Here is a 22,408-nt window from a genome sequence, read left to right on the forward strand (position 1 = left end):
CAAAACAAAACCGCGGCGCATCGCTGCGCCGCGGCGGTAGGACTCGATTAGCGGCGCAGGCCGAGCTTCTCGATCAAGGACTTGTAACGCTCGTTGTCCTTCTTCTTCAGGTAGTCGAGCAGGCTGCGACGACGGTTGACCATCTGCAGCAGACCACGGCGGCTGTGGTGATCCTTCTTGTGGGTCTTGAAGTGACCGGTCAGCAGCTCGATGCGTGCGGTGAGCAGAGCGACCTGCACTTCCGGCGAACCGGTGTCCTGGGCGCTGCGCTTGTTGTCTTCAATAACTTTCTGGGTGTCGACGGACATGATGTTTTCTCGATAGATGCGTGGTCGACAGGAACGTGCGTGACGCACCGTCGGACTCGCCGTTTGCTTAGGATGAGCGCGCTTGGCGCAAAGGTGCCCCGATCGGGGCCGCGAAATTGTAACGTCGCCCGGCCCGGGTAACAAGTTGACAGAATCTTAACAGGCTGGAATTTCGTTCAGTCCATTGAACAATCGCTGCGGCGACAAGCGCCCGTCGGCGTCGACCAGGCCTAGTCCCGAGGGGGTTCCGTCCGGTCCGAATACGGCGACCTGCCCCGCCGGAAATGCGGCGTCACGCAGGCGCTGGCCCATGCGGAAACGCGCCGCGTGGTTCTGATCGAGCACGATTCGCGCAAAATCGGCCAGGCCGGCCTCGATCGGCAGCAAGAGTGCCTGTGCCTCGGCGCCCGCCTCCAGCGCGGCCGACAACGCCTCCAGCGTGATCATCTGTGGAGCGCGAAACGGCTCCACCCACAGCCGACGCAACGAGGCGATGTGCGCCCCACATCCCAGCACCTCGCCCAGGTCGCGTGCCAGGCTGCGAATATACGTGCCCGAGCCGCAGGTCACGCGCAGGCGCAGACGTGGGGCGCTGTAGCCCAGCACCTCGATCGCCTGCACATCCACCTCGCGCACCGGCGCTTCGATGCGTTCGCCGCGTCGCGCCTTGGCATACAGCGGCTCGCCGCCTTGCTTGAGCGCGGAATAAATCGGCGCTTGTTGCTGGATACGGCCGATGAAGGGCGCCAACGCCGCCTGCAGATCGGACTCGCTCAGGTCCGGCACCGCACGCTGGCGCAGCGGCTCGCCGTCGGCGTCGTCGGTGTCGGTGGTGACGCCCAACACGATCTCGGCGTCGTACGCCTTGGCTGAACCGAGCAGCAGCCCGGCGATCTTGGTGGCTTCGCCAAAACAGAGCGGCAACAGGCCGGTGGCCAGCGGATCCAGGCTGCCGGTATGGCCGCCCTTCTCAGCGCGCAATAACCGACGTGCGGCCTGCAGTGCATTGTTGGAGCTCAACCCGGCCGGCTTGTCCAGCAGCAGGATGCCGTGCAACGGGCGATAGACGATGCGGGGTTTCAAAAGATCGGTGCTCGAATCAGGCGCAGTGCGCGCCCGCGGGAATCAGGGCCGCGGCAGGCGCGGCAGGCCGTGACAGCGCTCAGCGCTGTTCGGCATCTTCATCGCTGGATGTGGCCTCGGGGCCAACGTCGTCCAGGTCACGCAGCAGATTGTCGATGCGTTCGCCGCGATCGACCGAATCGTCGTAATGGAAGTGCAGCTCCGGCACATGGCGCAGCTTCATCGCGCGCGCCAACTGCGTACGCAGCTGGCCGGCGATTTCCTTGAGCCCCTTGACCGCTTCGGCCGAACGCTCCTGCTGCAGCGCGGTGACGAACACCTTGGCGTGCGCCAGGTCGCGACTGATTTCGACGTCAGACACGCTGACCGACGGCAGGCCATGGTCGCGCACGGCCGCGTGCACGATCGTGCCGAGGTCGCGACGCACCTGCGCAGACACCCGGTCGGTGCGATGGAATGATTTGGTTGGCATGGTCGTGGACCTGGTTGATTCGGAGGGCCAGTTGGCACCGAAGCCAAAAACAAACGCGGGCGGCCATGCCGCCCTCGCCTTGCAGAACCTGCATTGGACAACTCCGCCGAGCGGAGTCCGGGGCCGGTCGGCCCCGGCAGCCGTTACAGCGTACGGGCCACTTCGATACGCTCGAAGCACTCGATCTGGTCGCCGGCCTTGACGTCGTTGTAAGCCTTCACGCCGATACCGCATTCGGTGCCGTTACGCACTTCGTCAACGTTTTCCTTGAAGCGACGCAGCGATTCCAGCTCGCCTTCGAACACCACGACGCTGTCGCGGAGTACGCGGATCGGCTTGCTGCGCTTGACCACGCCTTCGATGACCATGCAGCCTGCAACCGCGCCGAACTTCGAGCTGCGGAACACATCGCGGACCTGTGCGATGCCGATGATCTCTTCGCGGATTTCCACGCCGAGCAGACCGGAGGCCACCTGCTTCACCTGATCGATCACGTCATAGATGATCGAGAAATAACGCAGATCGATGCCGTTGGACTCGACGATCTTGCGCGCCGAGGCATCCGCACGCACGTTGAAGCCGATGATCGTCGCCTTGGAAGCAGCAGCCGAATTGGCGTCCGATTCGGTGATGCCGCCCACGCCGGAGTGGATCACGTTGATGCGGATGTCCTCGTTGGACAACGCCACCAACGACTGCTTGAGTGCTTCCACCGAGCCCTGCACGTCAGCCTTGATCACCAGGTTCAGCACCTGCTGGCCTTCGCCCTTGCCCATCTGGGCCAGGATGTCTTCCATGCGGTTGGTGGCCGAGGCAACCAGACGCGATTCGCGGCGCTTGGTTTCGCGCTGCTGCGCCACGTCCTTGGCCAGGCGCTCGTCGTCGACGACCACGAAGTCGTCGCCCGCCTCCGGCACGCCGGACAAACCCAGCACCTGCACCGGAATCGACGGGCCCGCCGAGGCCGGCTGATGACCGGTTTCGTCGAACAACGCACGCACGCGACCGTACTGGATGCCGCACACCAGATAGTCGCCACGCTTCAGCGCACCCTGCTGCACCAGCACCGTCGCGACCGGGCCGCGGCCCTTGTCCAGCGAGGATTCGATGACGGTACCGCTGGCGCGGCCCTCGGCCACGGCCTTGAGTTCCAGCACTTCGGCCTGCAACGAAATCGCATCCAGCAGCGTGTCCACGCCGGTACCGACCTTGGCAGAGACTTCGATGAACTGGGTGTCGCCACCGAACTCTTCGGCCACTACGTTTTCGGCCAGCAGCTCGTTCTTGACCCGCAGCGGATCGGCGCCGGTCTTGTCGATCTTGTTGACCGCCACGATCAGCGGTACGCCTGCCGCCTTGGCATGCGCAACCGCTTCCTTGGTCTGCGGCATCACGCCGTCGTCGGCGGCAACGACCAGCACCACGATGTCGGTGATCTTGGCGCCACGGGCACGCATCGAGGTAAATGCGGCATGGCCGGGCGTATCCAGGAAGCTGATGACGCCACGACCGGTTTCGACGTGGTACGCACCGATGTGCTGGGTAATGCCGCCGGCTTCGCCGGAGGCGATCTTGGTACGGCGGATATAGTCCAGCAGCGAGGTCTTGCCGTGATCGACGTGACCCATGATGGTGACCACCGGCGGACGCGACGTGGCTTCGCCCTGCGCATCTTCGGCATGCGCCAGCAGCGCGTCCTCGAAGTCGGCATTGTCGGCACGCACGGCCTTATGGCCGAGCTCTTCGGTCACCAGTGCGGCGGTGTCGTGATCGATGCTCTGGGTGATGGTCGCCATGACGCCCATCTTGAACAACGCCTTGACCACGTCGCCGCCCTTGAGCGCGAGCTTCTGCGCCAGGTCTGCCACGGTGATGGTCTCGCCGATCGCCACTTCACGCACCACCGGTGCGGTCGGACGCTCGAACCCATGCGGGCCACTGTTGGCCTGGCTGCCACGGCCGTTGTCATTACCACGACGCGAGGACGACGAACCCGGGCGGCCGGTCGGCTTGCCGCGCACATTGGAACGCCGCGCGCGATCGGCCGCGGACAGATGCAACTGCCCGGCAAAGCGCTTGGTCGCATCGTCGTCTTCGACACCGGCCACCATGACGTGCGAACCGCGCGTCTTGTGCTTGGCGGCATTGCTGCGGTCGTCCGCACGTGCCGGCGCTGCCGGACGCGAGGCCGGGGATGCACCGGCCGGGCGCGCCGCACGCGGTGCGGACGACGGCGAAGCAGCAGAACGTGCAGCCGGCGCGGCGGCAGACGGCGTCGGCGCGTCAGCAACCGGGGCCGGCGCACTGGCAGCCGCAGCGGCTTCCTCGGCAGCCTTGCGCTCGGCTTCTGCACGGTCCTTGGCGGCCTGCTCTTCCTCGCGCTTGCGCTGAATTGCCTCGTCGCGCACACGGTCGCTTTCGGCCAGGCGCTGCTGCTCTTCGAGGTTGCGCTGACGCGACTCCTCGAGCTTGCGCAGGATATCGGCGCGCTCTTCGTCCGGCGTCATCGGCGCGGCCCGGCCGCTGCCTTCGTTCTCGGACTTCACGTAGGTGCGCTTCTGCCGCACTTCCACATTGACCGTGGTCTTGGTGCGGCCGGCGTTGACAGTGACTTCCTGCAGCTTGCGCCGATTGAGCGTGATTTTCTTGGCTGCTTCGCTCGCCGCTTCGGCAGACGTTTCCGCCTTGCCATGCGTGCGACGCAGGAAGCCAAGCAGTTTCATCTTCTCGGTGCTGGTCACGACCTGGTCGGGACCGCTGAACTTCATTCCGGCCTCGGCCAGTTGAACCAGCAGTTTATCGACCGGCGTGTTGACCAGTTCGGCAAGCTTGCGGATGGTGGTTTGCTGCGACATTCGGATCCTATGATCTGGTTGGCGCCCCCTCGCCCAGAGCAAGGGATACGCTGATTCTAAGCCCTGATGGGGTCAGGGCGCGGTTCATTGCCGGCTCATTCGCCGCGCTCCAAACGGGCGATCTCCTCGGCGCGGGCCGCCAGGATCAGCGCCGCGGCGCGCTCCTGGGTCATGCCCTCGATGCCGAAGTCGACGATCTCGTCCGCGGCCAGGTCGGACAAGTCCTCGCTGGTACGCACGCCGTGCTCGGCCAGCGCAAAAGCCGTCTCCTCGTCCATCCCCTCCAGCGCCAGCAGGTCCTCGGCGGGCTGAGTTCCTTCCAGGCCTTCCTCCTCGGCCAGCGCGGCGTTCAGCAGCGCATCGCGGGCACGGGCGCGCAGTTCCTCAACGATGTCTTCGTCGAAGCCTTCCACCGCCAGCAACTCGCCGACCGGCACATAGGCAATTTCTTCGACCGTATTGAAACCTTCGGAGACCAGGATCGCGGAAATTTCCTCGTCCACTTCCAGGCGGTCCATGAACAGCTGGCGTGCCGCGGCCTGCTCGGCCTCGGACTTGGCGGCCACCTGGTCGGCGGTCATCACGTTGAGCTGCCAACCGGTCAGGCGGCTGGCCAAACGCACGTTCTGGCCGCCCTTGCCGATCGCCTGCGCCAGGCGGTCTTCCGCCACCGCCAGGTCCATCGAGTGCTTGTCTTCATCGACAATGATCGACTGCACTTCGGCAGGCGCCATCGCGTTGATGACGAAGTTGGCCGGGTTCTCGTTCCACAACACGATGTCCACGCGCTCGCCATTGAGCTCGTTGGACACCGCCTGCACACGTGAACCGCGCATGCCGATGCACGCGCCGATGGGATCGGTGCGGGCGTCGTGCGCGATCACGGCAATCTTGGCGCGGTCGCCCGGATCGCGTGCGCAAGCCTTGATCTCGACCAGGCCCTGACCGACTTCCGGCACCTCGAGCTTGAACAGCTCGATCATGAATTCCGGTGCGGCACGGCTGATGAACAGCTGCGGGCCACGAGGCTCGGAGCGCACTTCGGCCAGATAGCCGCGCACGCGGTCGCCGGGACGCAGCACGTCGCGCGGAATGCCCTTGTCCTTCGGAATGAAGGCTTCGGCGTTGCCGCCAAGATCGACAAAGATATTGCCGCGCTCTGCACGCTTGACCACGCCGGTGATCAACTCGCCTACGCGATCCTTCCACGCATCCACCACCTGCTGGCGCTCGGCCTCGCGCACACGCTGCACGATCACCTGCTTGGCAGCCTGCGCGGCGATACGGCCGAAGTCGGGGTTCTCGATCTGCTCTTCGATGTAATCGCCCACTTCCACGCCGTCGGCCTCGTCGATGGCATCCATCAGACGCACCTGGCGGTCAGGGGATTCCATCACCACGTCATCGGCAACCACTTCCCAGCGACGGTAGGTTTCGTAAGTACCGTCCTTGTGATCGATGGTGACGCGGGCCAGCACGTCCTGGTCGGGATAGCGCTTCTTCGCTGCGGACGCCAGCGCAGCTTCGATCGCTTCGAAGATCACTTCGCGCGGCACGCCCTTTTCATTGGCGACCGCATCCACTACCAGCAAAAGTTCCTTGCTCATTTCGTCACTCCGCGCGCGGCTTGCCAGCCGCCGACTCGTTGGATGGTTTCTTCTTTTCGTGCCCGGGTTTCTTCGGGCCGGGCTTGTTCGGTTTCTGCGGTGCCAGACCCAGCGCAACCCAATCCGGCACGATGCGCGCTTTGTCGATATTGTCGTAGCCGATCTGCACGTCCTTGCCATCGACGGCGAACACCACCGCATCTGCCTCGGCATCGATGCGCAGGATCTCGCCCTGGAAGCGGCGCCGCCCATCCTGCGCCAGCTTCAAGACGATCTTTGCCGACTCACCGGTATGGCGCGCGAACTGTTCCAGCGTGAACAGCGGACGATCCACGCCTGGCGATGACACTTCCAGCGTGTAGTTGCCGCTGATCGGGTCTTCCACGTCGAGCTGGGCAGAGACCTCGCGGCTCACGCGCTCGCAGTCGTCGACATTGATGACGCGCTCGGGATGTTCGGCCAACGGCACATCGATATAGAGGCGCAATGTGGCGCCGCCTGGAGCGGGAAGATATTCCACACCCAGCAGTTCCAAGCCCAGGGACTCAACCGTTGGACTCAGCAGATTCGCGATTTCGGTCGCTTTTTCGCTCACAGACTGCCCTGATCAGATGATTGCCAGTAGAACCCCGGCAACCGGCAGCAAACTTTCCGGTTCCGGAAAAAACAAGGGGCCCGATGGGCCCCTTGCGTGAAAAAAGCCCGACCTCTCTGGGTCGGCGTAAAGACGGGAACATGCGTCCTTACGATCCAAGAAGTTGAATTACTGCGATGAAGCAACAATTCGAAACTTGGTAGCGGGGGCAGGATTTGAACCTGCGACCTTCGGGTTATGAGCCCGACGAGCTGCCAGACTGCTCCACCCCGCAGCAGAAGCGGAATTATGAAGAACTTGAGCGGCAATTGCAAGCCCTAGTTTTTCATCTGTTGAACAGCGTGGCGGCTGTTCAACGTCGCGGCGAATAATACCCGCATTGCAACAAAAACGAAACAGTCAACGCAGCCCTATTTCAGAGCGGCGCCGCACAGGCTGCGCGACACCGTCTTACGTCGCGCCAACATGGCGGTCTCAGGCGAGCCCGGCGAACGCGCGCTGGCACCACACCATGATCGGGCTCCAGGCCAGGCCAAGTGCAAGCAGGGCCAGCGCGTTGACGCCGAGCACGGTGCCGAGCACACGATCGTTATTGGCCGGCAACGGCTCACCTACAGGCTCGTCGAAGTACATGACCTTGATGACGCGCAGGTAGTAGTACGCACCGATCACTGCACAGATCACACCAACCAAGGCTAGCCACAGCATGTCGCCCTTCACTGCCGCGCCCAGCACCGCCAACTTGGTCCAGAAACCAAGGAACGGCGGGATGCCCGCAAGCGACGCCATGATGCACAGCACCAGGCCGGCCATCCACGGATTGCGCGCGTTGAGTCCCTTGAAGTCGTCGATGTTTTCCGCTTCGAATCCATTGCGCGACAGCGCGATAATGGCGCCGAAGGACGCGGTAGACATGATGGTGTAGCTGACCGCGTAGAACATGGCAGCCGCATAGCCCTCTTCACCACCGCCAGCCACGCCCATCAGCAGGAAGCCGATATGCGAGACCGTCGAGTATGCAAGCATGCGCTTGAGGTTGCTCTGCGCAATGGCCATCAGGTTACCGACCACCAGCGACACCGCCGACAAGCCGCCGATCAGCAGATGCCACTGCGGCGACAACGGGCCCATACCGACTTCCAGCAGGCGATAGGCCATACCGAACGCCGCAAGCTTGGGCGCCGAGCTGATGAACAACGCGATCGGCGCAGGCGCACCCTGATACACATCGGGCAGCCACATGTGGAAAGGCGCAGCACCCAGCTTGAAGGCGACGCCGGCGATCATGAAGATGGTGCCGGTCAGCAGCAAGGTGCGTTCGTTCGAGCCTTCGATTACATCGTGGATGCCGGCCAGGCTAAGCGTACCAGTGGCGCCGTAGACCAAGGACATGCCGTACAGCAGCAGACCCGACGCGAGCGACCCGAGCACGAAATACTTCATCGCCGCTTCGGTGGCCAGGCCGTTGTCGCGATTGGAGGCGACCAATGCGTAGGAGCACAGCGCCAGCAGTTCCAGCCCCAGATAGACCATCAGCAGGCTACCGGCCGAGGCCAGCAACATCATGCCGGCAGTGGCGAACAGCACCAGCACCGGGATTTCGCCCTGGTAGAGATTGCGCTCGCGCAGGTAGGTCCAGCCATAGACCAGGCTCAACCCGCTGACCAGCACGATCACCGTCTTCATGACATCGGCTGCCGTATCGCGGACGAACATACCGTTGAAGATATCGCCCTGCCCGCCCGTGCCGGTCGCAAGCAACACGAGTACCACGGCAAGCACGGCAACGGAGAACAGGTGGGTCCAGACCTTGTTCCGCTGGCTCACGAATAGGTCGAGCATCAGCAGTGCGAAGGCGCCGCCGATCAGCACCAGCTCCGGTACGAGCGGAGCCAGGTCAGCGGTGGTCAACGGCGCGAGCGTTGGCGTGGTCATCATTAAATCCTGGAAATCAAAACGTACGGCAAGCGGTCAGAGCTTGGTCGCGGCAATCTGGGTTGCCAGCTTGGCGATCGACGGTTCCATCAGATCGGTCAGCGGCTTCGGGTAGAGGCCCAGGGCCAGCACGCCAGCGGCGAACACCCCCAGCACGAATGCTTCGCGGCCATTGATGTCCTTCAGCTCGGCCACATGGGCGTTGGCCACTTCGCCGAAAAACACGCGCCTATAGAGCCACAGCGTGTACGCGGCGGTGATCACCAGCGTGGTGGCGGCGCCGAAGGCGACCAACGGATGCTTCTGGAAGCTGGCCAGGATGACCATGAACTCGCCGACGAAACCACTTGTTCCAGGCAGGCCGGCATTGGCCATGAAGAACAACATCGCGAAGGTGGCGAACCAGGGCATCACGTTGACCACGCCGCCGTAGTCGGCGATGCGACGGGTATGCATGCGGTCGTAGAGCACGCCGATGCACGAGAACATCGCACCGGACACGAAACCGTGCGAGATCATCTGCACCATCGCACCCTGCAAGCCCAGACGGGCAGCATCGGTGCTGCCGTACTCGCGCACCAGAGTGAACGCGATGAAGGTACCGAGCGTGACGAAACCCATGTGCGCGATGGACGAATAAGCCACCAGCTTCTTCATGTCGTCCTGTACCAACGCCACCAGGCCGACATAGATCACCGCAATCAGCGATAGCGTGATGACCAGCCAGGCGAACTCATGACTCGCATCGGGCACGATCGGCAGGTTGAAGCGCAGGAAGCCGTAGCCGCCGATCTTCAACGCAATCGCCGCCAGGATCACCGAACCGGCTGTGGGCGCCTCGACGTGCGCGTCCGGCAGCCAGGTATGCACCGGGAACATCGGCACCTTGACTGCGAAGGCGATCAGGAACGCGAAGAAGATCCAGGTCTGTTCCTTGGCTGTCAGCTGCAGCGCATACAGGTCGGCGAGCTGGAAGCTTCCGCCCTTCAGATACAGATACACAAGGCCCACCAGCATCAGCACCGAGCCGAGGAAAGTGTAGAGGAAGAACTTCATCGCGGCATAGATGCGCCGCGGCCCGCCCCAGACACCGATGATCAAGAACATCGGGATCAGCATGGCTTCGAAGAACACGTAGAACAACATTGCGTCGGTGGCGGCGAAGATACCGACGGTGACGCCTTCCAGGATCAGGAAGGCAGCCACGTACTGATTGACGCGCTTGTCGATCGAGCGCCAGGCACCGATCAGGGCCAGCACCGTCACCAGCGTGGTCAGCACGATCAACGCGACCGCGATGCCATCCACGCCCAGGTTGTAGCCGATGTTATAGGCCGGAATCCAGGCATGCAGTTCGATGAACTGCATGGCGTCATTGGCCGTGTCGTAGCCCAGCAGCGGCAGACTCAGCGCAAAGGTCGCCACCGCTACCGCCAAGGATGCCCAGCGGGCAGTCTCGGCGTTGCGCAACGCAAGGATCAGGGCGCCACCGATAATCGGCAGCCAGATCAAGATAGACAGTAAAGGCCAGTTCGACACGTTTTCTTATTCCGTACAGGTCAACGCCAGAAATGCATCAGTACCGCCAACAAGGCGATCAAACCGATGATCATTGCGAAGGCGTAGTGATAGAGGAAACCGGATTGCGTGCGACGCAGCAGATTTGCAGCCAGGTCGATCAGTCGGGCAGAACCGTTGACGACAGCGCCGTCGACCACATGGGTATCGACTGCGCGTGACGCCTTGCCAAGAACCACGCCACCACCGGCGAAGCCATTGATCCAAACCTTGTCTAAGAAGTACTTGTTCTCAAGTATCCAAACCAGCCACGAAAGCTTCTTACGTGATGTCGCTGCCCACTCAGGCTTCCAGAGATAGAACAGCGCGGCAAGCAGCAGGCCGGCAACCGTCAGGAAGAAAGGAGCGGCCAGCAGGCCATGCCGTGCGAATGCCACCGGACCATGAAACTCCTTGGCCAATGCACCAACGGTATCGCGTGCCGGATCGTAGAAATCGACGATACCGGTGAAGAACGAGACTGCCTGGCCCTGCATGGCGTGCGCCGCATGGTTGCCTTGCCAGTCGGTACCGAACAACATCGGACCGATGGTGAAGAAACCAATCGCCACCGAGGGGATTGCCAGCAGGATCAACGGCAGCGTCACAACCCACTTGGACTCATGCGGCTCGTGCGCACCGTGATGACCATGTCCGTGATCGTCGTGGCCATGCGCATCGTGCGCGTGAACCTGCGCTTCGGCATCGGTATGCGCGCTGTCGTGATGCGAATGCGCGTCGTGCGCATGGGCGTCGCGGAAGCGCTCCTTGCCATGGAAGGTCAGGAACAGCAGACGGAAGCTGTAAAAGCTGGTCACCAATACACCACCTAACACAGCCCAATAGCCATAGAGTGCGATCAAGCTATGCGACTCATGCGCATGATGCGCGGCCGCTTCGATGATGGTGTCCTTGGAGTAGAAACCGGAGAAGAACGGCGTACCGACCAGCGCCAGGGTACCGATCACGCTGGTCCAGTAGGTGACCTTCATGTACTTGCGCAGGCCGCCCATCTTGCGCATGTCCTGCTCGTGGTGCATGCCGATGATCACCGAGCCGGCCGCCAGGAACAGCAGCGCTTTGAAGAAGGCATGCGTCATCAGATGGAACACGGCAGCCGAATAGGCCGACACGCCCAATGCCACGGTCATGTAACCCAGCTGCGACAGCGTGGAGTACGCAACCACGCGCTTGATGTCGTTCTGCACGATGCCGATCAGGCCGGTGAAGAAGGCCGTGGTCGCACCGATGACCAGGATGAAGTTCAGGGCGGTCTCCGACAGCTCGAACAGCGGCGACATGCGCGCCACCATGAAGATGCCGGCGGTGACCATCGTTGCGGCATGGATCAGCGCCGAGATCGGCGTGGGGCCTTCCATCGAGTCCGGCAGCCACACGTGCAACGGCACCTGGGCCGACTTGCCCATCGCACCGATGAACAGGCAGATGCAGATCAGCGTCATCACGCTCCATTCGTGGCCCGCGAACAGCTGCACCTTGGCACCGGCCATCGTGGTTGCGTTAGCGAACACGGTGGAGTAATCCAACGAGCCGAACCACAGCAGCACACCGGCGATACCGAGGATGAAACCGAAGTCGCCGACGCGATTGACCAAGAACGCCTTCATGTTGGCGAACACGGCGGTCGGCCGCTTGAACCAGAAACCGATCAGCAGGTACGACACCAGACCCACCGCTTCCCAGCCGAAGAACAGCTGCAGGAAGTTGTTGCTCATCACCAGCGTGAGCATGGAGAACGTGAACAACGAGATATAGCTGAAGAAGCGCTGGTAGCCCGGGTCTTCTTCCATGTAGCCGATGGTGTAGATGTGCACCAGCAGCGACACGAAGGTCACTACCACCATCATCATTGCGGTCAGGCGGTCGACCATGAAGCCGACATGCGCCGAGTAATTGCCGACATCAAAGAACGTGTAAAGGTTCTGGTTGAACGGGCTGGCGCCCTGCTCCACCAGCTGATACAGCGTCAGGCACGACAACACGCAGCTGACCGCAACACCGAGGATGGTGACGTACTGCGCGCCCTTGCGCCCGACCTGGCGCCCGAACAGGCCGGCGATGATGCTGCCGACCAGCGGTGCAAGCACCACTGCGATCAACAGACTCTTGGAGAGAGTGATTTCCATCTACAGGTCAGCCCTTCAACGTATCGACTTCGGCCACATTGATCGTGCGGCGCGTGCGGAACAGAGTCACCAGGATCGCAAGGCCGATTGCAGCCTCCGCAGCGGCAACCGTCAAAATGAAGAACACGAACAACTGACCGGCGGTATCGCCGAGCTCGCGCGAGAACGCGATGAAGTTGACGTTGACCGACAGCAACATCAACTCGATCGACATCAGTAGCACGATGACGTTCTTGCGGTTGAGGAAGATGCCGGCCAGCGAGATGCAGAACAGCACCGCGCCCAGTCCAAGCAGGTGGCCCAAGGTAATCAAGACTTCGCCTCCTGTCCGTCGGCCGCGTCGATCTGCGGCGCAACCTGTACCGGCTTTTCAACCGCCATTTTGACCATGCGCAGACGGTCGCCCGCCTTCACCCGGGACTGCTCGCCGGCATTCTGCAACTTGATACCAGTGCGCTTGCGCAGGGTCAGCATCACTGCAGCCACCACCGCCACCGTCAGGATCACCGCAGCAAATTCGAACGGCAGCAGGAATTCTGTGTACAGGCTCTTGGCCAGCCAGGTCAGATTCGAGCTGTCAGCCGCTTGCGCAGCTGCGTTGTCTGCCGGGAACGGCGTGGCGCTGCGCGCCTTGACGCCGATCAACGTGACCATCTGCGCGAGCATGGCAACGGCCACGATGACGCCCAGCGGCATGTACTTGACCCAACCCTCGCGCAGGCGGCTGGTATCGATGTCCAGCATCATCACCACGAACAGGAACAGCACCATCACCGCGCCGACATAGACCAGCACCAGGGTCACGCCGAGGAATTCAGCCCCGACCAACAACCAGATGCATGCCATGGAGAAGAACGTGAGGATCAGGCACAACACGGCGTATACCGGGTTGCGCACGCTGATCACCGCACCGGCGGACACGACCGCGACGGCGGAGAAGGCGTAGAAAGCAATAGTGACCCAGTCCATCATGACCTCAACGGAAGGCGGCATCGGCAGCGCGACGCTCGGCGATCTCGGTCTCTAACCGGTCTCCGATCGCCAGCAACTGCGGCTTGTTGACAATGTTTTCGCCACGCTTCTCGAAGTGGTACTCGAGGATGTGCGTTTCGACGATCGAGTCCACCGGGCAGCTTTCTTCGCAGAAGCCGCAGAAGATGCACTTGAACAGATCGATGTCGTAGCGCGTGGTGCGGCGGGTGCCGTCCTCGCGCTTGGCCGAGTCGATGGTGATCGCCAGCGCCGGGCACACCGCCTCGCACAGTTTGCAGGCGATGCAACGCTCTTCGCCGTTGGGATAACGGCGCAGCGCATGCAGGCCACGAAAGCGCGGCGACTGCGGGAACTTCTCCATCGGATACAGCACGGTGTACTTGGGCTTGAACGTGTATTTCAACGTCAGCCACAAGCCGCCGAGCAGCTCGAGCAGCAGCAAGCTCTTGAAGTAATGGGTGATCTTGTTCATCAATTACACGCCCTTCTGGATCACGCCGTAAAACACCATCAACGCCGTCACTGCGATCCATACGATCGTGAGCGGAATGAAGACCTTCCAGCCCAGACGCATGATCTGGTCGTAGCGGTAACGCGGGAAGCTGGCGCGGAACCAGATGTAGGCGCTGGCGAAGAAGAACACCTTCATCAGCAGCCACGGCCAGCCGCCCTTCCACAACCAGTCGATCCACGGCGAAACATCCGCATTGACCCAACCCTGGATCGGGCTCAGCCAGCCACCGAGGAAGAAGATCGAGATCAGGAAGCTGACCAGGATCATGTTGGCGTATTCGGCCAGGAAGAACAGCGCGAACGCGCCGCCCGAGTATTCCACCATGTGACCGGCGACGATTTCCGATTCGCCTTCCACCACGTCGAACGGCGCGCGGTTGGTTTCGGCGACGCCGGAGACCCAGTAGACGATGAACAACGGGAACAGCGGAATCAGGAACCAGTCGAAGAAGCCGGAGTTGCCGGCCTGCGCGAACACGATCTGGCTCAGGTTGACGCTGCCGGAGGCAATCATCACACCGACCAGCGCAAAGCCCATCGCGATCTCGTAGCTGACCACCTGCGCAGCCGAACGCATCGCGCCCAGGAAGGCGTACTTCGAGTTCGACGCCCAGCCGGCCAGGATGATGCCGTACACGCCCAACGAGGTCATCGCCAGCAGATACAGCAGGCCGACGTTGGCATTGGACAACACCAGCTTCGCATCGAACGGCACCACCGACCATGCGGCGAAGGCCGGCGCCAGTGCCAGCAGCGGTGCGATGACGAACATCGCCTTGTGCGAGCTGGTTGGCTGCACGATCTCCTTGAACAGGAGTTTGAACACGTCGGCGAAGGCCTGGAAGATGCCCATCCCCACGTACATGGGCCCGTGGCGCACGTGCATCCAGCCGATCAGCTTGCGCTCCCAGACCACGTAGAAGGCCACCGCCACGATCACCGGCACGGCGATCAGCAGGATCTTCAAGACCGACCACAGCACCACGCCGCCATCGCCCAGCCCCAGGAACCACTGGTGCAAGGGGTCGACCAGGTTCAACAGCAATTCGTTCATGCGGCCACCACCGTTACACGACCGGCACCGAGCGGCGCGGTTGCGCCATGGCCGGATTCGATCCACACCGTGCCCGGTGCGACGCGCTTGTCCAGCACCACCGGCAACGTTGCCTTACCGGCATCGGTACCGACCTTGACCATCTGACCCGCCTGGACGTGCAACTGCGTCGCCTGCTCCGGATGCATCGCCACGCATGGCGCGATGTTGAGCGGATGCGACTGCAGTGCAGCAGCCCGACGCACCACTGCATCGGTGCGGTAGATCGCTGCCGTTGCAGCGACCTCCAGCCCATCGCTGGCGGGCGCTGGCTGTGCCGAGGTCGTCGGCGTCACGCTGCGGTTCTGCATGCCGGCGCGCAGGCCGACCAGATCGATGAATTCGAAACCGGGCAGACCCAGTTCACCGCCCAGTGCACGCAACACGCGCCAGCCATCGCGTGCTTCGACCGGCAGGCGGCCAGCAGCGCGTGCGGTCTGTACGCGACCATCGAGATTGGTCAGCGATGCATCGATTTCCGGCAACGCGCCGATCGGCAGGATCACATCGGCCACATCGCGCGTGGACGCACAGGCGAACTGACTGAAGGCCACCACCTTGGCGCCTGCCAGAGCGCTGCGTGCAGCGGCGGCGTCGGCAAAATCCAGGCCTGGCTCGACGCCATACAGCACGTACGCCTGACGCGGTTGGGCCAGCATGCCGGCGACATCGCGCGCGGTGGGCAGCACGCCCTGCGACACCAGACCGACGGCATTGGCACCCTGCGGGATGCGGCACAGCGACGCCCCGGTTGCGGCAGCAAAATCGCGTGCGGCAGCACGCAACGCGGCAGCCTGCGGATGATTTTCGGCCAACGCACCAACGACGACCACGGCGCGGCTTGCAGCCTTGACCGTATCGCGCAGCGTCGCATCGCTCAGTGCGCCCGCCAACTGCGACGGCGCCACCACGGTGCGGCTTGCCTGGGTGAAGGCGAAATCGAAGTCGACCGGGTTGACCGAATGAATCTGCGTACGATTCTGGATGTGCGCCTTGCGCAGACGTGCATGCAGCAACGGCAGCTCATGCCGCACATTGGTGCCGAACAACACCACCACATCGGCCTGTTCGATCTCGGCCAGCGGCGTGGCGAAGGCTTCGGCCACCGCAGCGTCGGAGAAATCGCGATTGAGCAAACGGTGATCCAGATTGCCGCTACCCAGCCCTTCGGCCAGACGCGCGAGCAATGCGCCTTCTTCATTGGAGGTGGACGGATGCACGAGCACGCCAAGCGCATCGCCGGCGTTTTCGCGCAGGATCTGCGTAGCGGCGGCCAGACCTTCGGCCCAGCTCACTTCAGTCCACTGCCCGTTGACCTTCTTCAGCGGCTTGACCGCACGGTCTTCGGCATACAGGCCCTGATGCGAATAACGGTCGCGGTCGGACAGCCAGCATTCGTTGACCGCCTCGTTCTCACGCGGCACGGTGCGCAGCACTTCGCCGCGACGCACGTGCAGGAACAGGTTCGAGCCCATCGCATCGTGGTAACCCAGCGATTCGCGCGCCATCAGTTCCCACGGACGTGCACGGAACTGGAACACCTTGTTGGTCAGCGCGCCCACCGGGCAGACGTCGATGACGTTGCCGGAAATCTCGGTGGTCAGCGGCTTGCCATCGTAGGTGCCGATCTGCAGGTTCTCGCCGCGATACATGCCACCCAGCTCGTAGGTACCGGCGATGTCCGCGGTGAAACGCACGCAGCGCGTGCACTGGATGCAGCGGGTCATCTCGGTGGCGACCAGCGGGCCGATGTCCTCGTCGGGCACCACGCGCTTGCGCTCGTTGAAGCGGCTGACCGAACGGCCATAGCCGAGCGAGACGTCCTGCAATTCGCACTCGCCGCCCTGATCACAGATCGGGCAGTCCAGCGGGTGGTTGATCAGCAGGAATTCCATCACGCTGCGCTGGTACTTCAGCGCCTTCTCGCTGCGCGTGGTGACCTTCATGCCATCCATCACCGGCGTGGCGCAGGCCGGCGACGGCTTGGGCGACTTTTCGACATCGACCAGGCACATGCGGCAATTGGCCGCGATCGGCAGCTTCTCGTGGTAGCAGAAGCGCGGGATCGGAATGCCGGCCTTGTCGGCCGCCTGAATGATCATCGAGCCCTTCGGCACGACCAGACTCTGGCCGTCGATTTCGACGGTCACATGATCCGGCGGCACGTTCGGGTTCACTGGTTGGGCGCTCATGCAGCCACTCCGACTTGCGTATCGACGATCGAACGACCGTTGACGATGTAGTACTCGAACTCGTCCCAGAACTGGCGCAGGAAGCCTTGGATCGGCCATGCCGCCGCTTCGCCGAACGCACAGATGGTGTGGCCTTCGATCTGGCCGGCGACGGTGCGCAGCTGATGCAGGTCTTCCATCGTTGCCTTGCCGGCGACGATGCGCTCCAGCACGCGGTGCATCCAGCCGGTGCCCTCGCGGCACGGGGTGCACTGGCCGCAGGATTCCTTGTGGAAGAACTGCGAGATGCGGCAGGCGAAACGTACGCAGCAGACGCTGTCGTCCAGCACCACGATGGCACCCGAGCCCAGACCGGTGCCCAGCGCACGCAAGGTGTCGTAGTCCATCTGCAAGCCAGCGACCTGGTCGGCCTTCAGCACCGGCATCGACACACCGCCGGGCACCACGCCCTTGAGCTTGCGACCCGGGCGCAGACCGCCGGCCATTTCCAGCAGTTCGTCGAAGGTGGTGCCGAGCGGCACTTCGAAGTTGCCGCCCTTCTGCACGCAACCGGACACCGAGAAGATCTTCGGGCCGCCGTTCTTGGTCTTGCTCAAACCAAGGAACCACTCCGGGCCGTTGCGAATGATCGCCGGCACCGACGCATAGGTCTCGGTGTTGTTGATGGTGGTCGGCTTGCCGTACAGGCCGAAATTGGCCGGGAACGGCGGCTTGTAGCGCGGCTGGCCCTTCTTGCCTTCCAGCGATTCCATCAGCGCGGTTTCTTCGCCGCAGATGTAGGCACCGGCGCCCAGCGCACCGTAGATATCGATATCCACGCCGCTGCCGAGGATGTTCTTGCCCAGCCAGCCATTTGCGTAGGCGTCGGCCAGCGCCAGCTCGAAGTTCTCGAACGGCTCATGGTGGAACTCGCCACGCAGGTAGTTGTAGCCCACGGTCGAACCGGTGGCGTAGCAGGCGATCGCCATGCCCTCCACCACCGAATGCGGGTTATAGCGCAGGATGTCGCGGTCCTTGCAGGTGCCCGGCTCGGATTCGTCCGAGTTGCACAGGATGTACTTCTGCATCGTGCCCTTGGGCATGAACGACCACTTCAACCCGGTCGGAAAGCCTGCGCCACCACGGCCGCGCAGGTTCGACGCCTTGACCATCTCGATGACATCGGCCGGCGGGATCTTCTCTTCGAGGATCTTGCGCAGCGCGGCGTAGCCACCGGTTTTCAGATAGCTCTCATACGACCACGGAGTGTCGTAATGCAGGGTCGTGTAGACGACCTGATGCGGCTGCGGCGCCGGACCGACCGGGCCTGAGGGTGCGTGATGATGTGCCATGTCTTACTCCAGCCCGTCCAGCAGCGCGTCGACCTTTTCTTTCGTCAGGTGCTCGTGATAGTGGCCATTGATGACCATCATCGGCGCCGCGGAGCAGGCAGCCAGGCACTCTTCTTCGCGCTTGAGGTAGACGCGCCCATCGGCCGTCGACTGCCCCAGCTTGCAACCCAGTTTCTTTTCCGCGTGCGCCAACAGATCTTCGGCGCCATTGAGCCAGCAGCTGATATTGGTGCAGAACGCCACGTTATGACGGCCGACGCGTTCGGTCTCGAACATCGAGTAGAAGCTGGCGACCTCATAGGCCCACACCGGCGGCAGCTCCAGGTACTTGGCCACGCCCACGATCAATTCGTCGGTCAGCCAGCCCTGGTTCTGTTCCTGCGCGGCATGCAGACCCTGCAGCACCGCAGAACGCTTGCGGTCGGGCGGGAACTTGGTCAGCCAGTGATCGATGTGCGCGCGCGTCTTGTCGCTCAGCACCACCAGCGGATCGACGTCGCGCGCCGCTTCGAAATTACCCGTCGCCTTCATCGGTCAACCTCACCGAAAACCAAATCGTAAGTACCGATCATCGCCACGACGTCGGCCAGCAAATAGCCACGCACCACCGCGTCCATCGACGACAAATGCGCAAAACCCGGCGCGCGCAGATGCACGCGGAACGGCTTGTTGGCGCCGTCTGACATCAGGTAGCAACCGAACTCGCCCTTCGGCGCTTCGACCGCGCTGTAGGTTTCGCCAGCCGGCACGCAGTAGCCTTCACTGAACAGCTTGAAGTGATGGATCAGCGCTTCCATGTCGTCCTTCATGCCTTCGCGGCTGGGCGGAGCGACCTTGAAATTGGTGACCATGACCGGGCCGGGGTTGGCCTTCAGCCACTTCACGCACTGCTTGATGATGCGGTTGGATTCGCGCATCTCGGCCACGCGCACCAGGTAGCGGTCATAGCAGTCGCCGTTGGTACCGACCGGGATATCGAAATCCACTGCGTCGTACTTGGCATAGGGCTGCTTCTTGCGCAGATCCCACTCGATACCCGAACCACGCAGCATCGGGCCGGTCATGCCCCAGGCGCGCGCCAGATCCGGGCTGATGATGCCCACATCCACAGTGCGCTGCTTCCAGATACGGTTATCGGTCAGCAGGGTCTCGTATTCGTCCACGCGTGCCGGGAAGGTATTGGTGAACTCTTCCAGGAAGTCCAGCATGGTGCCTTCGCGCCCCGCATTGCGCTTCTTCAGCGCACCGCCCTTGTGCCAACGCGACTCCTTGTACTGCGGCATACGATCAGGCAGATCGCGGTAGACGCCGCCGGGACGGTAGTAGGCGGCATGCATGCGCGCGCCACTGACCGCCTCGTAAACGTCCATCAGTTCTTCGCGCTCGCGAAATGCATACAGCATCACCGCCATCGCACCCAGATCGAGCGCATTGGAACCGACCCACATCAGGTGGTTCTTGATGCGGGTGATCTCGTCGAACATGGTGCGGATGTACTGCGCACGCTCGGGCGCCTCGATTCCCATCAGGGATTCGATCGCGCGCACGTAGGCGTGCTCGTTGCACATCATCGAGACGTAATCCAGACGGTCCATGTACGGAACCGACTGGTTGAACGGCTTGGACTCGGCCAGCTTCTCGGTGCCACGGTGCAGCAGGCCGATATGCGGATCGGCACGCACCACGGTCTCGCCGTCCATTTCCAGGATCAGGCGCAACACGCCGTGCGCCGCAGGATGCTGCGGGCCGAAGTTCATCGTGTAATTGCGGATTTCCTGCTTGCTTTCGACAGGATTGCTCGCGAAGGCATCGGTTGCCTGGCGGAACTCACTCACTTGGCAGTCTCCGACTTGCCCACTTCACCAGCGGCAGTCTCATAACGGGCATCGTCGCGAATGACGCGCGGCACGCCGACGCGCGGCTCGACCGAGGTGACCGGCTCGTACACCACGCGCTTGCGCTCCTCGTCGTAACGCACTTCGACGTTGCCGATCAGCGGGAAGTCCTTGCGGAACGGGTGGCCGACGAATCCGTAGTCGGTCAGGATGCGGCGCAGGTCCGGGTGACCATCGAACACGATGCCGAACAGGTCGAACGCCTCGCGCTCGAACCAGTTCACGCCCGGCCAGATGTCGGTCACCGATGCCACCACCGGCACCTGCTCGTCCGGTGCATAGCAGCGCACGCGCAAACGCTGGTTGTGCTGGTAAGAGATCAGCTGCGCGACCACTGCAAAACGCTGCTTGGGCAGCTGCTGCGGCTGCGCGCCGGCGGAGCTTTCCTGGCTGGGGAATTCGCCCCAGGCGAAACGGCCGACGGCCTTGCCCTCGACGCCGCGGCTGAAGCCCTGCGACGACACGTCGGCGGTATCCCACTCGTCGCTGCCGTAACCCAGGTAATCGACGCCGCACAGGTCGCTGAGCTGTTCGAAGCCGAGCTCGTCACGCAGTGCAAGACAGGTGGCATGCCAGTCGGCGGCAGCGACTTCCAGCGTCACTTCGCCGCGCGGCAATGCCACGGCAATCTGCGCACCGGCGAAACGTGCCGCAAGTCGGTCAGTGAAGGAGGATGCTTGCTCTGCCATGGGGGCTTGGCTGCTCTCGGTAGAAGATGACGGGTGTCAGCGCGCGATCGTCTGGGTACGCCAGATCTTCTTCTGCAGCTGCAAGATGCCGTAGACCAGCGCCTCGGCGGTCGGCGGGCAGCCCGGGACGTAGATGTCCACCGGCACGATGCGGTCGCAACCGCGCACCACCGAATACGAATAATGATAGTAGCCGCCGCCGTTGGCGCAGCTGCCCATCGAGATGACCCACTTCGGATCTGGCATCTGGTCGTAGACCTTGCGCAGCGCCGGGGCCATCTTGTTGACCAGGGTTCCGGCCACGATCATCACGTCGGACTGGCGCGGCGAGGGACGGAACACCACGCCGTAGCGGTCCAGATCCAGGCGCGAGGCGCCTGCGTGCATCATCTCGACGGCGCAGCACGCCAGACCGAAGGTCATCGGCCACATCGAGCCGGTGCGCGCCCAGTTCAGCAGCGCATCGACGCTGGTGGTCACATAGCCCTTTTCGAGCAACGGGTTTTCGCCTTCCGGGCGCAGGATGTCTTCCACCCGGCCTTCCGGCATCGGGTTGGTCATCAGACTATCCAGGGTCTGAATCACTCCCATTCCAGCGCTCCCTTCTTCCACACGTAGATAAAGCCGAGGAACAACATGCCGACGAACAGGCCCATGGTGACCAGCGAACGTGCGCCGATCTCCATGAACACCTGCGTCCACGGCACGATGAAGATGATTTCCAGATCGAACACGATGAACTGGATCGCGATCAGGTAGTAGCGCACATCGAACTTCATGCGCGCGTCTTCGAAGGCTTCGAAGCCGCACTCGTAAGGCGAGAGCTTGCGCGGGTCCGGGCTACGCGGACCGAGGAATCGACCGACCAACATCAGCACGATGCCGATACCGGTGGCGACGATCAGAAACAGCAGACTCGGCAAATATTCGGCCAGCACAGCGATTCTCTCTTGCCTCTGCCCGCACGCGCCGCGTGCCGGCATGGGGTATAGGCAGACCCCGCGCGCGACAAGCGATGCGCAGGAACTGCAGCCAAACAATGGTGCCCAAGAGGGGACTCGAACCCCTACGACCTAAGTCGCTACCACCTCAAGGTAGTGCGTCTACCAATTCCGCCACCTGGGCATACGTTGCGCCGCTGGG

Annotated in this window: 20 protein-coding genes and 2 tRNA genes; all 22 read right to left on the reverse strand. The window is 62.7% G+C overall.

What is annotated here, in order from left to right; all coding sequences use genetic code 11:
- Positions 1–47: 47 nt before the first annotated feature.
- The 22 genes from rpsO to FLG15_RS13595 all read right to left on the reverse strand — a co-directional run bounded on the left by rpsO (position 48) and on the right by FLG15_RS13595 (position 22,390).
- A complete protein-coding gene (rpsO, locus tag FLG15_RS13490) occupies positions 48–308 on the reverse strand; it encodes a 30S ribosomal protein S15 (protein ID WP_003485583.1) in 261 nt (86 codons plus the stop codon).
- A 156-nt stretch (positions 309–464) separates the two neighbouring features.
- Positions 465–1,391: a tRNA pseudouridine(55) synthase TruB gene (gene truB / locus FLG15_RS13495; RefSeq protein ID WP_057678319.1), complete on the reverse strand. Its 927-nt coding sequence runs from the start codon at positions 1,389–1,391 to the stop codon at positions 465–467.
- Between the two features lie 79 nt (positions 1,392–1,470).
- The gene (gene rbfA, locus FLG15_RS13500) at positions 1,471–1,863 is read right to left on the reverse strand and encodes a 30S ribosome-binding factor RbfA (RefSeq protein WP_005914265.1); all 393 of its coding nucleotides are present in this window, start codon (positions 1,861–1,863) and stop codon (positions 1,471–1,473) included.
- A gap of 143 nt (positions 1,864–2,006) precedes the next feature.
- A complete protein-coding gene (gene infB / locus FLG15_RS13505) occupies positions 2,007–4,718 on the reverse strand; it encodes a translation initiation factor IF-2 (RefSeq protein ID WP_057678320.1) in 2,712 nt (903 codons plus the stop codon).
- Between the two features lie 95 nt (positions 4,719–4,813).
- Positions 4,814–6,325: a transcription termination factor NusA gene (nusA, locus tag FLG15_RS13510; protein ID WP_017156099.1), complete on the reverse strand. Its 1,512-nt coding sequence runs from the start codon at positions 6,323–6,325 to the stop codon at positions 4,814–4,816.
- A 4-nt stretch (positions 6,326–6,329) separates the two neighbouring features.
- On the reverse strand, positions 6,330–6,920 hold the full coding sequence (rimP, locus tag FLG15_RS13515) for a ribosome maturation factor RimP (RefSeq protein ID WP_057678321.1): 591 nt from the start codon (positions 6,918–6,920) through the stop codon (positions 6,330–6,332).
- A 197-nt stretch (positions 6,921–7,117) separates the two neighbouring features.
- A tRNA-Met gene (locus FLG15_RS13520) sits at positions 7,118–7,194 on the reverse strand.
- Positions 7,195–7,394: 200 nt separating this feature from the next.
- Positions 7,395–8,855: an NADH-quinone oxidoreductase subunit NuoN gene (gene nuoN, locus FLG15_RS13525; RefSeq protein ID WP_057678322.1), complete on the reverse strand. Its 1,461-nt coding sequence runs from the start codon at positions 8,853–8,855 to the stop codon at positions 7,395–7,397.
- A gap of 36 nt (positions 8,856–8,891) precedes the next feature.
- Entirely contained in the window at positions 8,892–10,394 is a 1,503-nt protein-coding gene (locus tag FLG15_RS13530) for an NADH-quinone oxidoreductase subunit M (protein WP_057678323.1), read from the reverse strand.
- Between the two features lie 20 nt (positions 10,395–10,414).
- Complete coding sequence (nuoL, locus tag FLG15_RS13535) at positions 10,415–12,559, reverse strand: NADH-quinone oxidoreductase subunit L (RefSeq protein WP_057678324.1); 2,145 nt, start codon at positions 12,557–12,559, stop codon at positions 10,415–10,417.
- Positions 12,560–12,566: 7 nt separating this feature from the next.
- Positions 12,567–12,872 carry an NADH-quinone oxidoreductase subunit NuoK gene (nuoK, locus tag FLG15_RS13540; protein ID WP_005914274.1) on the reverse strand — a complete coding sequence of 102 codons (306 nt, stop codon included), beginning with the start codon at positions 12,870–12,872 and terminating at the stop codon, positions 12,567–12,569.
- Positions 12,869–13,531 carry an NADH-quinone oxidoreductase subunit J gene (locus FLG15_RS13545; RefSeq protein ID WP_011051772.1) on the reverse strand — a complete coding sequence of 221 codons (663 nt, stop codon included), beginning with the start codon at positions 13,529–13,531 and terminating at the stop codon, positions 12,869–12,871. Before FLG15_RS13545 ends, nuoK begins: the two co-directional genes overlap by 4 nt.
- A 4-nt stretch (positions 13,532–13,535) precedes the next feature.
- On the reverse strand, positions 13,536–14,024 hold the full coding sequence (nuoI, locus tag FLG15_RS13550; RefSeq protein ID WP_003485557.1) for an NADH-quinone oxidoreductase subunit NuoI: 489 nt from the start codon (positions 14,022–14,024) through the stop codon (positions 13,536–13,538).
- A gap of 3 nt (positions 14,025–14,027) precedes the next feature.
- Entirely contained in the window at positions 14,028–15,119 is a 1,092-nt protein-coding gene (gene nuoH, locus FLG15_RS13555; protein WP_057678325.1) for an NADH-quinone oxidoreductase subunit NuoH, read from the reverse strand.
- On the reverse strand, positions 15,116–17,350 hold the full coding sequence (gene nuoG, locus FLG15_RS13560) for an NADH-quinone oxidoreductase subunit NuoG (protein WP_057678326.1): 2,235 nt from the start codon (positions 17,348–17,350) through the stop codon (positions 15,116–15,118). The genes nuoH and nuoG overlap by 4 nt, the downstream gene beginning before the upstream one ends.
- Positions 17,347–18,681: an NADH-quinone oxidoreductase subunit NuoF gene (gene nuoF / locus FLG15_RS13565; protein ID WP_003485551.1), complete on the reverse strand. Its 1,335-nt coding sequence runs from the start codon at positions 18,679–18,681 to the stop codon at positions 17,347–17,349. Before nuoF ends, nuoG begins: the two co-directional genes overlap by 4 nt.
- 3 nt (positions 18,682–18,684) lie before the next feature.
- On the reverse strand, positions 18,685–19,212 hold the full coding sequence (gene nuoE, locus FLG15_RS13570; RefSeq protein ID WP_057678327.1) for an NADH-quinone oxidoreductase subunit NuoE: 528 nt from the start codon (positions 19,210–19,212) through the stop codon (positions 18,685–18,687).
- A complete protein-coding gene (locus tag FLG15_RS13575) occupies positions 19,209–20,516 on the reverse strand; it encodes an NADH-quinone oxidoreductase subunit D (protein WP_008570969.1) in 1,308 nt (435 codons plus the stop codon). The genes nuoE and FLG15_RS13575 overlap by 4 nt, the downstream gene beginning before the upstream one ends.
- Positions 20,513–21,265 carry an NADH-quinone oxidoreductase subunit C gene (locus FLG15_RS13580; RefSeq protein ID WP_003485543.1) on the reverse strand — a complete coding sequence of 251 codons (753 nt, stop codon included), beginning with the start codon at positions 21,263–21,265 and terminating at the stop codon, positions 20,513–20,515. Before FLG15_RS13580 ends, FLG15_RS13575 begins: the two co-directional genes overlap by 4 nt.
- A gap of 36 nt (positions 21,266–21,301) precedes the next feature.
- Positions 21,302–21,856, reverse strand: a complete 555-nt coding sequence (locus tag FLG15_RS13585) for a NuoB/complex I 20 kDa subunit family protein (protein WP_005914280.1) — start codon at positions 21,854–21,856, stop codon at positions 21,302–21,304.
- On the reverse strand, positions 21,847–22,203 hold the full coding sequence (locus FLG15_RS13590; RefSeq protein ID WP_003485539.1) for an NADH-quinone oxidoreductase subunit A: 357 nt from the start codon (positions 22,201–22,203) through the stop codon (positions 21,847–21,849). Before FLG15_RS13590 ends, FLG15_RS13585 begins: the two co-directional genes overlap by 10 nt.
- 102 nt (positions 22,204–22,305) lie before the next feature.
- Positions 22,306–22,390, reverse strand: a tRNA-Leu gene (locus FLG15_RS13595).
- Positions 22,391–22,408: the final 18 nt, after the last annotated feature.

Origin of the sequence: Xanthomonas phaseoli pv. dieffenbachiae (assembly GCF_008639345.1) — a bacterium.
GTDB classification, from domain to species: Bacteria; Pseudomonadota; Gammaproteobacteria; order Xanthomonadales; family Xanthomonadaceae; genus Xanthomonas; species Xanthomonas phaseoli.